At 40.6% G+C, this 13959-nt stretch carries 9 protein-coding genes and 1 rRNA gene; 2 read left to right on the top strand and 8 right to left on the bottom strand.

The window, feature by feature from the left end; genetic code table 11:
- The first annotated feature begins 163 nt into the window (after positions 1–163).
- Positions 164–442: a DUF4342 domain-containing protein gene (locus AAW12_RS16190; protein ID WP_046674708.1), complete on the top strand. Its 279-nt coding sequence runs from the start codon at positions 164–166 to the stop codon at positions 440–442.
- Between the two features lie 185 nt (positions 443–627).
- Here AAW12_RS16190 and AAW12_RS16185 read toward each other — a convergent pair whose 3' ends face one another.
- The gene (locus AAW12_RS16185) at positions 628–2637 is read right to left on the bottom strand and encodes a beta-N-acetylhexosaminidase (RefSeq protein WP_046674707.1); all 2010 of its coding nucleotides are present in this window, start codon (positions 2635–2637) and stop codon (positions 628–630) included.
- A gap of 250 nt (positions 2638–2887) precedes the next feature.
- Here AAW12_RS16185 and AAW12_RS16180 point away from each other — a divergent pair, with 250 nt between their 5' ends.
- Positions 2888–5014, top strand: coding sequence for a hybrid sensor histidine kinase/response regulator (locus AAW12_RS16180; RefSeq protein WP_046674706.1), 2127 nt, complete (start codon positions 2888–2890; stop codon positions 5012–5014).
- A 129-nt stretch (positions 5015–5143) separates the two neighbouring features.
- Here AAW12_RS16180 and AAW12_RS16175 read toward each other — a convergent pair whose 3' ends face one another.
- From AAW12_RS16175 to rrf, 7 genes are all read right to left on the bottom strand, one after another.
- Positions 5144–6313, bottom strand: coding sequence for a TlpA disulfide reductase family protein (locus tag AAW12_RS16175; RefSeq protein ID WP_197084063.1), 1170 nt, complete (start codon positions 6311–6313; stop codon positions 5144–5146).
- A gap of 82 nt (positions 6314–6395) precedes the next feature.
- Positions 6396–7799 carry a RagB/SusD family nutrient uptake outer membrane protein gene (locus tag AAW12_RS16170; protein WP_046674704.1) on the bottom strand — a complete coding sequence of 468 codons (1404 nt, stop codon included), beginning with the start codon at positions 7797–7799 and terminating at the stop codon, positions 6396–6398.
- Between the two features lie 67 nt (positions 7800–7866).
- On the bottom strand, positions 7867–11358 hold the full coding sequence (locus AAW12_RS16165; protein WP_197084062.1) for a TonB-dependent receptor: 3492 nt from the start codon (positions 11356–11358) through the stop codon (positions 7867–7869).
- 35 nt (positions 11359–11393) lie between these two features.
- Positions 11394–12581 (bottom strand): FecR family protein, encoded by a 1188-nt coding sequence (locus AAW12_RS16160; RefSeq protein WP_046674703.1) that lies wholly within the window; start codon positions 12579–12581, stop codon positions 11394–11396.
- Between the two features lie 143 nt (positions 12582–12724).
- Entirely contained in the window at positions 12725–13039 is a 315-nt protein-coding gene (locus AAW12_RS25655; RefSeq protein WP_053003755.1) for an RNA polymerase sigma factor, read from the bottom strand.
- Between the two features lie 32 nt (positions 13040–13071).
- Positions 13072–13314, bottom strand: a complete 243-nt coding sequence (locus AAW12_RS25650) for an RNA polymerase sigma factor (protein WP_053003754.1) — start codon at positions 13312–13314, stop codon at positions 13072–13074.
- 452 nt (positions 13315–13766) lie between these two features.
- Positions 13767–13878: ribosomal RNA gene (gene rrf, locus AAW12_RS16150) — 5S ribosomal RNA — on the bottom strand.
- Positions 13879–13959 lie beyond the last annotated feature (81 nt).

The raw sequence follows: 13959 nt of genomic DNA, 5'->3' as shown, positions 1-13959 counted from the left end.
ATAATCATATCAATTTCCTTAATCTCAGCAGAGTATTAACCGATAAAAGCTGGTCGTTTACCGAGATTGTCTCGAGACTGGCCTAATGGGTATCGTATGCCTCTTATTTCCGTGCTATCTTTGAGTCATCAAATAAGAAATAAAAACATTAAAAATAAACATCATGGCAACTAAAACAACATTCAGCATCAACAGTAAAACAATTACTAAAGCTTTTCAAGATCTTTTTGATTCCTTCAAAAGCTCCCGTTTAAAAGTTTCATCCAAGAATGGACAAGAATACTTAAATATCTCCTTGTTATTGGCTGTAATCATCGGAATTATTTTCCCTGTAGCTTTCATTGTACTGATTATTCTTAGCCTGATTGCACCTATTGAAATTGCAATCCTTCAAGAAGTAAAGGAAGAGCATGCAAATCAAAAGATGATTGAACTCGAATAAATAAAGCGTCTATAACTTAACTTATAAAGAGCTATGGCTATCCAATGGTTGGACAGCCATAGCTCTTTGTATAAGATTTTACATATACATGCTACACCAACATTTCGGATAACTAATTATCAAAGTGTTGAACCTGAATTATGAACAGTTTCCACAACGGATTGTATCGGCAGAAAAAGATCCTCTTATTTCCTTTCTATTTTATCAAAAGCCGTGCTAGGAGACAAATTAAAGGTAAAGTTCCCTTTTGAATCCACACCACCAGCACCTCTGACGCGGGCTTTGATCTCGTACTTCGATTGCGGATTATAATTTGTTACTGTAAAATTGTAATAAAAAGGTTTGATCTTATTGGTTCCTCTAAATTTATCCGCAAGTGCGTGATGTCCATCTTCTGCGATGACACGTCCGTCCTGCAGTAATTGTACAGCATCAATCTCCAGAAAATTCTTACCGTCCACAAAGAAAAATCCAGCTTGTGCCCTTCCGTTATCGTAAATCTTTTTCGTCACATCAAAATTCAAAAAACTATACGATTCCCTGATATCATTAGGCCCCCATGCCCCCGCAATATATCCCCCGGGGCGATAATAATCAATACGCATGGAATCCAATCTTGGAAGATTTGCATCCAATCGCTGGTTGAAAGCTTCGTAATCTTTCGCTGATTTGGACGACCATCCGATTTCGGCTACAGCAAGTAATCTCGGAAAATTCTGTACGTTCAGATCTTTAATATCCTGCGCCAAAGCAGTCCACATATTTCCCTGCACACCGAGAACAAGCTGCTCCTCGGCCGGACTAAGCCCCGCGGAAGGATCAAATTCGTACACCCTTTTCAGCGAATTTATTTGAGGATAGGCCAAGTCAGTCATGGTCCCATCATTACGATCGGCCTGCGTAATATCAAAATAGAGATGAGATGCAGGGGTCGCTACGGCTTTAAACCCATCTTTAGTTGCCTCCTTGATCGCTTCTTCACCAAGCCAGCTCATAATTGCTGTGCTTTTCGGTAAGTTTTCCGCATCTGCTAAGATATCATTCCAGCCGATCGGTTTTTTACCTTTTTGAACAATGATAGCAGAAACGCGTTGTACGAAATAACTCTGCAGGGATTTGACATCCTTAATATGGTGTTCTTTCATAAAATCCTGCACATGAGCCTCTTTTTCCCACAAATCATGGCGAACCTCATCCCCTCCAAAATGAATATAACTACCCGGAAAGAGATTAGCGACTTCGGTGAACACATTATTCAAGAATTCATACGTAAGCTCTTTTGTGGGATCCAATGTATTTGGCGTAAACTGATTTCCCCAATATCCCCAAGATGACACAAAAGGAAAGATGTGATTGGGATAGGAATTTTTGTTGACCCCAAGTTCAGGGTAGGCTAATATGGTCGGCCATGAATGTCCGGGGACATCAATCTCGGGCACAATCGTAATATTACGCTCCCGGGCATATTGGACAACTTCCTTGATCTGCTCCTGCGTATAAAATCCACTGCGTTCTGCAGGTTGCTTTTCTGTTCGATGAAATACCGTCGCATTTTCCAGGGTCAATTTCGGATATTTCTTGATTTCAATCCGCCAGCCCTGATCATCCGTCAAATGCCAATGAAAAGTATTCATTTTGTACAGGGCCATGACATCCAAATACTTTTTCACGGTTTTCACATCAAAGAATGTCCGGCTTACGTCTTTCATATACCCGCGCCAATGATAACGCGGATAATCTTTAATGCTCACTGCCGGAATATTCCAGCTTATTTCTTTGGTAGAGTTACTACCCTCGAAAGCTGTCGGTAAAAGTTGGCGCAGTGATTGCGTTGCATTGAAAAGTCCAAGCGAACTCTTTGCTGTCACGACAACTCCCCGATTGGAAACCTCAAGCTGATAGCCTTCGTCATTTGGCAGGGTCAATTTAGGAACCAGTCTAAATTCAATGTTATTGCTTGCTTGCTTCTTCACGTTCAGGGGATAATGTGTTACTTTTCTCAGCTGCTCAACAAACAAAGACACATCTTTCACAACGCAGTTCTTAAAGCTTAAGGTAGTCTGTGGATTTAACTGAAACTGGCCAGCTCCTACATTGATTTCCTGAGGCTGGGGGATAATATTAACCCCAGACTGCGCATGGAGTTCTTGCGTAAATAATAGGGATAAGGCTATCGAACAGAAGAGTGTTTTCATTAAAATTTAAGTTTTTATTTCTAAATAAAGAGGTTCTAAAAAGACCACGTATGGGTTTCACTATGCAAAATAAAAAATAAAATAGGATCCTTCTACACCAACTCTCAATCAAACGATTGTGTAAGATTTTAAAAAAGTAGCTGGCTATCTACAGCTGCAAGCAACGGATATGGTTTTTTAGTATTAAATTTGACTTCCAGACAAAACAAAACAGGCTATAGTTAACTTATTGGGGTGAAAGAACAATAACGTGAAAAACAGTAAAAAATTATTTATTTTCAGGACAGTTTTAATTGCTTTTCTGATTCTTTCCTTGGTTTATATCGGATCGATATTTACCTATCAATATATTGAGTACCAAAAGACTGAAACTCGTTTAAACAAAGCATACAGTTCTAAAAATCAATTGACGAACCTTTTCTACGAACTCTTCTCCTCCTATAATGCTGCTGGAAATGCTTTTCGTTCCTATACCGTAGACTTCAGTGCCGAAAATTTAAAGCATTATAGCAATAGTTTAGACACGCTACGATTTTATATTGACTCCTTATCTAAATTATCTTCCCAAAAAGGACTTACCGCTGCTACAAATACCTCTTTGGAACAGAATATTTCGCTTTCGGACGAATTCGCACAGATTAAAAAATCTGTCGACAACATGATTTTTTTGGCAAAAGACTCGCTTTCACTCTTGACTAACACAAACAGAACCATTCGACCGGGGAACAATCGGATACTTGCAGATTCTGTTGTCAATAAAATATTACGCGATACCGCACTCAATGTAAGTAAGAAGGACACCATTGTCCGAAAGAAAGAAAAACTCTTCAACAGAATTTTCAAAGCGAAAAATGACACTTTAGTTGCTGACAAGCTGCAACAGAATTTCAACGTTAATCAAATCAAGGCTATACATAGCCAGATCCAAAGTTTGATTGAACAGAACGAAACATTTCACCGGCAAGATTTCAGTAAGATTCGTCGTTCATTTGCTGAGCTTCAGCACAAGGAAAGACAGCTACTACAATCTAATTACAACTTATTTAGTACAATTAGCACGGCCTTGCTTCGTATTAAAACCCATGAAGATGAGACATTAAGAGCTGCTGAAATTCAAGATTTCAAACTTTACAGGGAAAACTCTTCCATTTTTGGCAAACAAGTCATCGCTTCTATTATTCTCATGATTATTATGGTGACACTGCTGTTGTCTTACCACTATAATACACTCGTCTATGAGCGTAAGCTTACCGCTGCCCGAGACTATGCCTTACAGACATCAAAGGAAAAGGCCAGTATATTAGCTAATATAAGTCATGACGTACGGACACCGGTCAATTCTTTGGTCAGCATTATTGATTTACTAAAAAGCAATGCAGCGAACAATCGCGTCGATCCTGTTTTATTAGACTCCATTACACAAGATATCCACGTGATCAATGATACCGTTGAAGATATTTTGAATCTCGGTAAACTAGAATCTGGCACACTGGAAATTAAGGCTGAGTATTTTTCGCCAACGCAATTACTCGCCAACCTCATTAAAATGCAACAGGCTCAGGCAGACAAAAAAGGACTGAAACTCATCAGTCACATTGATATCAATCCCGACATCTTGATCAAAAGCGGTACATATCGTGTACGCCAAATTGTTTCCAATCTGTTGAGCAACGCGATTAAATATACAGATAAGGGGCAGATCGAGGTGAAAGCATTTATCAGCAGAGATCAAGCGCCCAAATTACATATAGTAGTCAACGATAGTGGAAAAGGTATTTCTGCAAAAGATCAAGGACATATTTTCGAACAGTATTATATGACTGATCAGAAATCCAAGCATAGTTTTGGATTGGGATTACATATTTCTAAGCTTATGGCCGAACAGCTAAACGGAACGTTAAGCGTTAGCAGTCAACAAGGTAAAGGATCAACATTTACATTGGTCGTTCCGTTTACGGAAGAAAAGAAAAATAGAAAACAAATTACGAGCTTGGATAATCTCTCAAAAGAGCTACGCTTTGTCGTTATTGATGACAATCCAATCAATAATTTATTTGTAAAACAGGCATTGCAACATTTCGAAGATGTTAAAATCTATCAGGATTCATCTGCAGCAATGGCCTATCTGAAGGAAAATAGAACGGATATTATTATCACCGATCTCAAAATGCATGGCCCTACTGGTTGGGACATCCTCAATATGGTTAAAGACAACAATCTTATACAGGGATGGACTAGCAAAGTTATCGCACTCACATCGGACGAATCCCAAGTAACCATGCAGGTTCCAGCAGGACAGGCACATCACTTTGATGGCATTATGACCAAACCTCTGGACAAAGCTATCCTTGCTCAGCTCGTTGCACGGATTTCGTAAGCTAAGCCGTATAAGTGAAAGAAATAAGGGGGCTGTCTTTGACAGCCCCCTTATTTCTTTTACACGATATACCTGTAATACTAAAGTGACCGTAACCTCGCAGAATATCGTTACGTACAGGATATGCTATTATTTAAATAATTCAGCAAGTTTGGCATCCAACTGTTCGTCCGAACCGCCATTGCCACCACCATAACGTCCGATAATAATACCTTGCGGATCTATTAACACTTTAGTAGGTAACGAACTGACACCATAACCCTTCGTTACATCTTTGCTAAGATCAAAATTTGTTCCATCGAATTTTGCCCCGCGTAAAACATGTTTCCAAATGCCAATTTCATCTTGTTCCACTGCCTTGTGCCACTTTTCAGGTTTGCTGTCATCATCTGCAATCCCTATGATTTCAAAACCTTTACTTTTATATTGCCGATACAACTTAATAAGATGTGGATTCCCTTTACGACAGGGCACACACCAGCTAGCCCAGAAATCCAACAAGACATACTTGCCTTTGAAATCTGACAAACTCAGCGGTTTACCGTCGATATCGGTCGTACCAAATACCGGAGCAGTCTTGCCAACGGCACCACTTCGACTTTCATCTAGCTTTTTCGAAACATCTTTTCCAAAATGACTATTTTGTACCTCCTTGGAAAAACCAGCAAACAATGTTTCCGTTTCTTCCAAAGGCAAACTGTTCATTCTGAATAGCAACAAATAAGGGCTCAAAAACGATTGTGGATGTTCTTTGATAAAGGCCATATCAATCTGGGCTGCTTTTTCATTAAAAGGCTCAAATTGATTCTTGATATTAGCAGCCTCTTCGCTAAGTAACTTTACTTTCTTTTCCAAATCTTCCAGTTCTCGCTCAGCACGACTATATTCCTTATTTTTAGCAGCATAAGCCTTACTGATGGGTTCCATCCCTTTTCTAATACCTGCCTTTTCTTGCTCCAACTGCTTGTGTTCGGCATCCAATTTCGATCCAGTTAGCGTATAGTTTTTTAGGTTATCATCTTGAAACCCTAATTTCATTTTGGTAGGCTCCAGGTACATTTGTGTATAATCGCCTTCATTTGCGCGCTCTGGATCCGACGATCTGGTTAGAAATGCCAGAGTAGGCTCGGGAAGTGTACCTTTAAATTGAAAATGGTTTTTGACGACCGAAGCGCTATCAGATACTTGTTTCCCTTGACCGTCCATATAAAAAAGATAAAGCTTTTCGATTGTCCCATTTTTAAGTTCGCCGTCCAGAACAAACTTTTTCTGTGCCATTCCCATTATAGGAAATACCATAAGGGCGGCTATTTTTAACATATGTTTCATTTAATTATTTCTTTATGTTTATGTTGCGTTAATTCTACAACTCACCTAACTTTTACCAGCCATATCCAGGATTTTGCTCTCCGAAGGTTGGATTTTTTTCATATTCTGCGTAGGGAACCGGTAATATATATTGCCATTTTTCCTTAATATTACCATTGAATTGTTTTAGTGTTTCAAAGGGTAAACGCAACAAGGCCATCCAATCAGAACCATCTTCGGCAGTGAGACTCCGGATTATTTCCCTAAAAACTTCCATCGTAAGCTGCTCACGTGTATTCATAGCGTTTAGTCCCGTAAAATCTGTAATTCCAGCTTTCGCTTTAACAATTTTAAGTAGGTCCCGAACTTCGGTCAAACTTCCATTTGATTTGGCGAGAGCCTCAGCTTTCAATAAATAGGCTTCGGTCAAACGGAAAATAAACTTAGCTTCCGCTTGTCCTCCGGTATGCTTCTTAAAAACTTGACGTTTGGCGACTGTGCCAATCATCCAGTTGGCTCTTGGATCATTTTTCAAGAGATCCAATAAAAATGGCGTTGCATTATATGTATAATTTGCCCGGAAATAGTACTTCTCCATTTCAGCAATTTGGTTAGCAAAGGCCTTTGTACCGAGAATCACTTCTTTACTAGCCAACCCTTTTGTAGAGAAAAGGTCCTCCACATGAGCTTCAAGAGCATAGGGGGATTGTTCGATGAGCTGGTTAGCCAATGTGACCACCGTCGGATAATCAGAGGCGGCTTGTCTCAACATCAAAACACGCATTTTGAGCAAAATGGCGGCCCATTTAGTTGCATAATAATTAGGATTCGTTTCAGGGGCATGGGCAATGGCATAGTCAACATCTTCCAAAATAAAATCGTAAGTATCTTTTACTTTTTTTCGTGGCGTAGCAATAGTAGATACCGTCACAGGCTTTGTACGGATCATTACTCCAAAATTACTATTGATATCAAAAAATTCCCCGTAATAAGCCAGCAGTTTAAAATTTGCATAAGCGCGCAAGAAACGAACTTCACCAAGTATTTCATCGCGTCTTTTGCCGCCAAACTTTTGTTCATTTATGGCATCAATTCCGGCAATAACTCCATTGGCAGCATTTGCGAGTTTATAGCCTTCATTCCAGATATTAAGTGCCTCACCATCGCGGGATTTTAAGGTATGCATATCAGCTTGACTGGGACCCTGATAATCTTCTATGAGCCCAGCAAAGCGTGCTGGAAGGACTTCATGAGAAGGGCCCCAGGTCGTTCCCGGTAGCCCTGTTGTTCTATTCTCAGTTACATTGACAAATAAATAGTAGGCACCATTCAACGCAATTTCCGCGCTTTTTTGGTCAACAATAACATTATCATCAACTTTTTCCTGTGTTGGCAACGCATTGAGCGTCTTATCACAAGAGGCATTTAATCCCGCCAAAGCAATTAACAGGAAGTATAGTGGAAAGGTCTTTTTCATTCGTTTATTATTTTAGTAGTCTTAATACACATCATTCATCGACGTCATTCGTTTGTCTTCCACACGATTAGAAGCCAATACGTAATCCGAAAGAGAACATCCTATTTGATGGGTAAGCAGAGATATCACGTCCCCCACCGATTACAGAAGTTGGATCATCCGAGACTTCAGGATCCATTCCAGGATAATGTGTTACAGTAAATAAATTTGTTGCCGAAACATATGCCGAACCGCTTCTTAACTTGAAAGTCTCCAATAACGATTTACTGAAATTATAGGAAAACGTGATGGACTTGAGCTTCAGGTAAGAAGCATCAAATACATTGACGTCTGCCAATGGTCTGAACTGCGCATGACCATACAGTAGCCTTGGCCGTGTTGCGTTGATGTTGTCACTATTATAACGCCCCAATATACTTACTCCTCGATTGGCTAGATTGTCAGCTGCACCATTAGCAACGTCAGCCTGGTAAATCAGGTCATTACCATAGGAGAATGTGAAAAGGGTCGATAGTCCAAAGTTCTTATAATTGAATGTATTTGTTATACCCCCAAAGAAATCGGGGGTCGCATTGCCAATAATATCCTGTTTATAAAAAGGCTCACCTTCCCCGATTCCATTGGGATCCAGTTTATATTTCATATCGCCAACATTGACGTAATACTCCATATATTCAAGAAAGGGAAAACTTTCTTTATAAGCTTTCAGTTCGTCCGCTGTCCGGATCAATCCGTCTGTTACGTAGCCGTACAATAGACCCAATGATTCTCCCTCTTTGACTATACTGGTCCCGAGGTTAAGCCCATCGCGATTGTTTGGATTGGAAAAAGGTCCTCCGTTGATATTTAATACCTTATTTCTATTTTTTGAAATATTAACCGCCAAATTCCAATTGAAGTCTTTCTTTTGAATCAGATCGCCGCGGATATCGAACTCTAAACCGCGATTGCGGATCTTGGCGATATTAAGCACCACATTGGAGTAAGCTGAGCTGGGTGCAGTCGTAATATTGAGCAATAGCCCATCTGTTACCTTTTCATAATATCCAATTGATCCACGTAGTCTTCCTTTAAAAAAAGCATAATCTAGGCCAGCATCCTTTTGCGTAGTAGCTTCCCATTTGATCTTATCGTTACCTAGCTGCGTCGGAATGAAGGCATTCTTTCCAGCGTAACTTACAGGCGAATATAAAGTCCGATAGAGGTTGCTTCCAATATTTTGCGTCCCCGTTTTACCTGCACTTACTCGCACTTTCAACTCATCAATCCAACTCACATCTTTTAAGAACTCTTCTTCAGAAATTTTCCATGCCACAGCGCCTGAGGGGAAATAGCCCGTTTGATTAGCAGGAGCAAATTTCGACGAACGATCCGATCGACCAGTAAATGTAAAAAGGTAACGATCTTTCCAGCTATAATTAGCACGCAGATAAAAAGACAAAAGCGCATTGGTCTGAGCAGGACTACTACCTTTAACTGACACCGGAATTGCAGCAGAATTTAAATTATTCAAAAAATCATCATCCGGATAACCTGCTCCCGATGCTGAGAAAAAATTCATTTTATAATTTTCCCAAGATGTTCCAATCAGCGCATTGAGACGGTGATCTTCACCAAATTGCTTATTCCAAGTCAATGTATTTTCGATGAATGTATTGATCGATTCGGTGTGGGCCTGACTACCTGTACCACCATTCGAATCACCAGCACCATAAAAACCGCTCATCATCACATAGCTTGGCACATAATTTAATTGATTATAGGTACTGTAATTGATTGAACCGACAGAGCGCCATTTCAATTCCGGTAAAATATCCCATTCTGCTGCCAACGATCCCAAAAACATGCCCGTTTTTCCCTGGTTGATACCAGAAACCATGGCTAAGGGATTTTGATAACCCTGATATTCGGCATGCAGTAAGCCAAAATTGGAGTACGTACCGTCAGCGTTATAGGGCGATTCCGTTGGCGGAGCAAACAATGCCTGTGTATAGGCTCCGTTTGTAATATGGTTTGTCGTGTAACTGTAATCCATATTTGTATTCATCCGAAAACGTGGCGCTATCGTAGCATCTAAATTTATCTTACCTGCCAAACGATTAAAATCGGTACCAATAATTGTCCCCCTTTGCTTATTATAGGCCAAAGAGGTGTAGTATTTGGTATTCATTCCTCCCCCCCGAATCGAAAGATCAGCATTTTGCAAAACACCCTTTTGTAAAACCAGGCCGAGCCAATCTGTATTGTTGTTCCCAAAGAAACTAGCATCGTTTTCGATAGCTGTTGGAGTTGCACTAGGTGGAAGGCCTAATTTGCTGCGTTCAACATTGAGATTATGAGCAGCTTCCTTCATGATCATCTTATATTGATCTGCATTGAGTATTTTCTCTTTGAAGGGAGAAGTAAGACCAGTATAATAGTTAAAATCTAGGATCGGCTTACTATCTGCCAAGCCCCTTTTTGTTGTAATAATAATAACACCATTTGCTGCTTTCGAGCCATAAATGGCAGTCGCCGATGCGTCTTTGAGGATATCGATACTTTCAATATCGTTGATATTCAAGCCAGCCAAACTGTTCAAACCACGGTTGAAAGATCCAGAGACCATACTGCCCATATCATCGCCATAATAACTTTCCATCGGATTAACAACTTCAGCGCTACTCGATACATAACGATTTTGCACATTGACAGGTATACCATCAATAATATACAGCGGTTCGTTTGTACCTAACAGTGAGGCCCCACCACGAATTCTAATCCGTGCTACTGCACCGGGCGAACCATCCGCCTGTACAACCTGTACACCGGCAGCTTTTCCAGACAAGGCCTGATCAATACTTGTAAAGGGTACATTCTTAATTTCAGATGGATTTACGGAAGCGACAGAACCTGTTAGATCGCTACGTTTTGTGGTACCATACCCTACGACGACGACATCATTAATAACGTTATCCGCAACAGTCATTCGGACCAAAACATTTCCTTCTTCGACCTTTTGTTCGATACTGCGGTATCCTATACTAGTCACGATCAGCATATCCCCTTTTTTTGCTGCAATACGAAACTCACCCTGCGACCCACTACTAGTCTGTATAGTAGCCTTTTCTTTTACACGAATTGTAGCGCCCGCTAGCGGTTTGCCATTTGCATCGACGACTATCCCACTCACACTTTGTTGCTGCACAGCCGTTGGCTTTTTGGTTACCACGACAATCGACTTTCCTTGCATGAGGTAATCAAGATTCTGTCCTTCAAAAATTGTGTTGAGCGCTTCCGTTATGGTTGCCTTGGTCAGTTCAACGTTAACTGATCCAGCCTTTTTAGCAATTTCCCCCGTTAGGATATAGTCGTATCCGGTCTGTTTTTTAACCTCTTCAAGGATCTGCGATAGCTTACCTTGTCGATGTAATGTAATAGACTGCCCACTGGCCCAGCTAACTCCGGGAAAACAAGAGGGAACAATAAGGTACAGTGCAAGCATACCCTTTCTGAGCATTCGCCCCACAGGTGGGCTTAATGGACTTTCAGTCCATAAATTAGGTAATTGTTCTTTCATAGTTATTTAGGTATAATGAGATTAGGAACGTATAGTTATTCAACAATCAGAATTTTCTCTCCTTGACTGTTCATCGTAACGCGAAATGTGATATTTGAAGTTTTTTTCAAGAGTTCTAAAACGTCGGCAAGACTATTTTTACGGGAGACACTACCATAAAATGTAACATCAGGGTAGCTCTTTTCATATTTTATCTCCACATTGTACCAGCGCGAAACCTTATCGAGCACCGTCTTCAGCGATTCATTCTCAAAGACAAAATCGCCATGAATCCAGTCCAGTTGAGTAGTATTATCGAAAGGTTCAACATCGAAAGCCTTCTTATTGCTATCCCAGATAGCCTGAAATCCTGGCTTCAGTTTGACAGTCCGAGCTCCCCGCTGACACTTTACCACAACACTACCTTCCACTAACGCTGTTTTGGTCAGCATTTCTCCAGCATAAGCCTGTACATTGAAAATAGTGCCCAATACCTCCACCTCCTGCTCAACGGTATGGACAATAAATCGTTTTTTATGCCCATTTTCCATCAATTTAGCTACGTGGAAAAGACCTTCTCCGACCAGCTCTACCTTACGGATTTCCTGGCTGACCAAATCCTGAGAGAAACGTAGCGTGGAACCTGCATTTAGGGTAACTTCTGTACCATCTGGTAATTTCAGGTTAATTGTACCACCTTTAGGTGTTTCGACCTGATTCATGACCGCTTGGCACGAATTGCTGTTAGCCGCCACATATTCTACCTGACCGTCCTGGTTTTTGATCACATTGTAATTACCAACACGTAATATGGTTCCGGGTTTCAGTCGATCAAGATCGACTACTTGACCATCAGCAAGTCGGATCAATGCCTGGTCTCTTGCCGGCATTACTGTTTCTGCAGCGATCTGGTGTTGATCGTCGGCCCGGATCTTTCCATACCAATGGTATACGGCCAATCCCGTTAAAAAGAAAACCAATAAACTCGCAGCAATCCCATAATGAATGATACGTCCTCTGATCCTTGACAAGCTCGGCTGTCCAGCACCGATTCCCAGTTCCTTGTGGATATTACCGAGCAGTTTCTCACGAATATCTCCTTGTTGATATTGTGGATTTTCCTCAAAAAACGTTTTATCTTCCGATTGGGCGTACCAATGGTCCAGTTCATGCTGCTCTAAAGCATTTAGATTCCCTGAGAGAAACTTCTCAAAAAGCTCTTTTAAACGTTGATAGTTATACATTTGGTTAGCCTATTTATAGATAAGTCGTACGAAAGAGGGTAAGGTTCTACTCAAAAAATATTTTTTTTGAATTTTTTATTTTGAAGGTCTGCAATTGACTGCTAAAAGAGCTTAGGCGATGGATGTAGTGATGAGATCCACGTTCATTTGGAAATAAAAATCGTTGCCAACAGACAAAATAAAAAGTCTGTTTTCATCTCTTTACGTAAGATAGACAAGGCTTTATGGATGTGTTTTTTAACAGTGCTTTCGGAGATGTTCAATCGCTCGGCAATCTCTTGGTGAGACTGATGTTCAAAGCGGCTTAAATGGAATACTTCCTTACATTTTTGAGGCAAATCATTGATTATCCGAACCAACTTTTCGTTTGTTTCCTTAATTTCTAATAAGGCGTCTGGAGACGGGACATCTTGGCTTGTAAAAGACTGCCAGGTGTCCATTTTCTCCGTTTGACGCATAATTTTCCGATAACGGTCAATGACTTTATATTTTAGGCGGCAAGAAGATATCCTTCCAAAGTCGTACGCACTTGAACGCTCTCCCTGTTTCGATACAGATCCACAAATAACTGTTGTACCAGCTCCTGCGCCTCATCAGCATCTCCCAGCTTACTATACGCTGCATCCAGTAATCTCTTCCAATAGCGATGATAGAGGCAATCGAAAGCGTGTCGGCTATTATCTTTCATTGCCAACAATAAATCTTGATCACTTTGTCCCTCGTTGTTTTTCACGGTATGTTTCTGTATTAAAAACAAATGAACATAATTTTATATAATACTCCAAATGCGAACACAATTTGAGTAAATCTTTTAAAAAATATAGGATTAAAAAATAGCATTTTGAAACTAGTGGACTGAGACTAGTTCATGTTATGGCTACTGTAAAGGAAGAGTTCATATAACCTAAAGATCTGAAAAAGGGATATTATCGTATCGGATATGCCGTGATGATCAGTGGCGGGAGTGTAACGGCTTTGTAAGCTGACACCTAAAAGAGTAGCGCCGCTTGGGGGAGTATCTAAACATGGTTATGCTAGTGCACCATACCCTTAAAGACAGTAGAAGCTCTAGAACAGCGCCGGTCGGGGGTACGGAAGATATGCAATAGCATTATACGGGGAAGTACGGGAGTTACCTAAACGAAAGAAGCCCTTGACTGTTTCCAGCAAGGGCTTCCGTGTAAAAAAAGGCACCGACCTACTCTCCCACCTGTTACGGCAATACCATCGGCTCTGGCGGGCTTGACTGCTCTGTTCGGAATGGGAAGAGGTAGACACCGCCGATATAGGCACCTAAATATTTTTTTAGATCTGAGATCAGGGATAAGAGTATCCGGAGCCTGTAAGGTCCGAAATGATCCCTATGTTCATATCTAAA

Source organism: Sphingobacterium sp. Ag1, assembly GCF_000988325.1.
GTDB lineage: Bacteria > Bacteroidota > Bacteroidia > Sphingobacteriales > Sphingobacteriaceae > Sphingobacterium.
The sequence above is the reverse complement of the archived record's forward strand: the minus strand, read 5'-3'. Positions and strand labels throughout refer to the sequence as shown.

What these genes read in the sequence shown, in the direction of transcription:
- AAW12_RS16170 (WP_046674704.1), bottom strand. Translation starts at nt 7,799, where the DNA reads ATGAAAAAGACCTTTCCACTATACTTCCTGTTAATTGCTTTGGCGGGA.
- AAW12_RS16175 (WP_197084063.1), bottom strand. Translation starts at nt 6,313, where the DNA reads ATGGTATTTCCTATAATGGGAATGGCACAGAAAAAGTTTGTTCTGGAC.
- AAW12_RS16190 (WP_046674708.1), top strand. Translation starts at nt 164, where the DNA reads ATGGCAACTAAAACAACATTCAGCATCAACAGTAAAACAATTACTAAA.
- AAW12_RS16185 (WP_046674707.1), bottom strand. Translation starts at nt 2,637, where the DNA reads ATGAAAACACTCTTCTGTTCGATAGCCTTATCCCTATTATTTACGCAA.
- AAW12_RS16165 (WP_197084062.1), bottom strand. Translation starts at nt 11,358, where the DNA reads ATGAAAGAACAATTACCTAATTTATGGACTGAAAGTCCATTAAGCCCA.
- AAW12_RS16160 (WP_046674703.1), bottom strand. Translation starts at nt 12,581, where the DNA reads ATGTATAACTATCAACGTTTAAAAGAGCTTTTTGAGAAGTTTCTCTCA.
- AAW12_RS25655 (WP_053003755.1), bottom strand. Translation starts at nt 13,039, where the DNA reads ATGCGTCAAACGGAGAAAATGGACACCTGGCAGTCTTTTACAAGCCAA.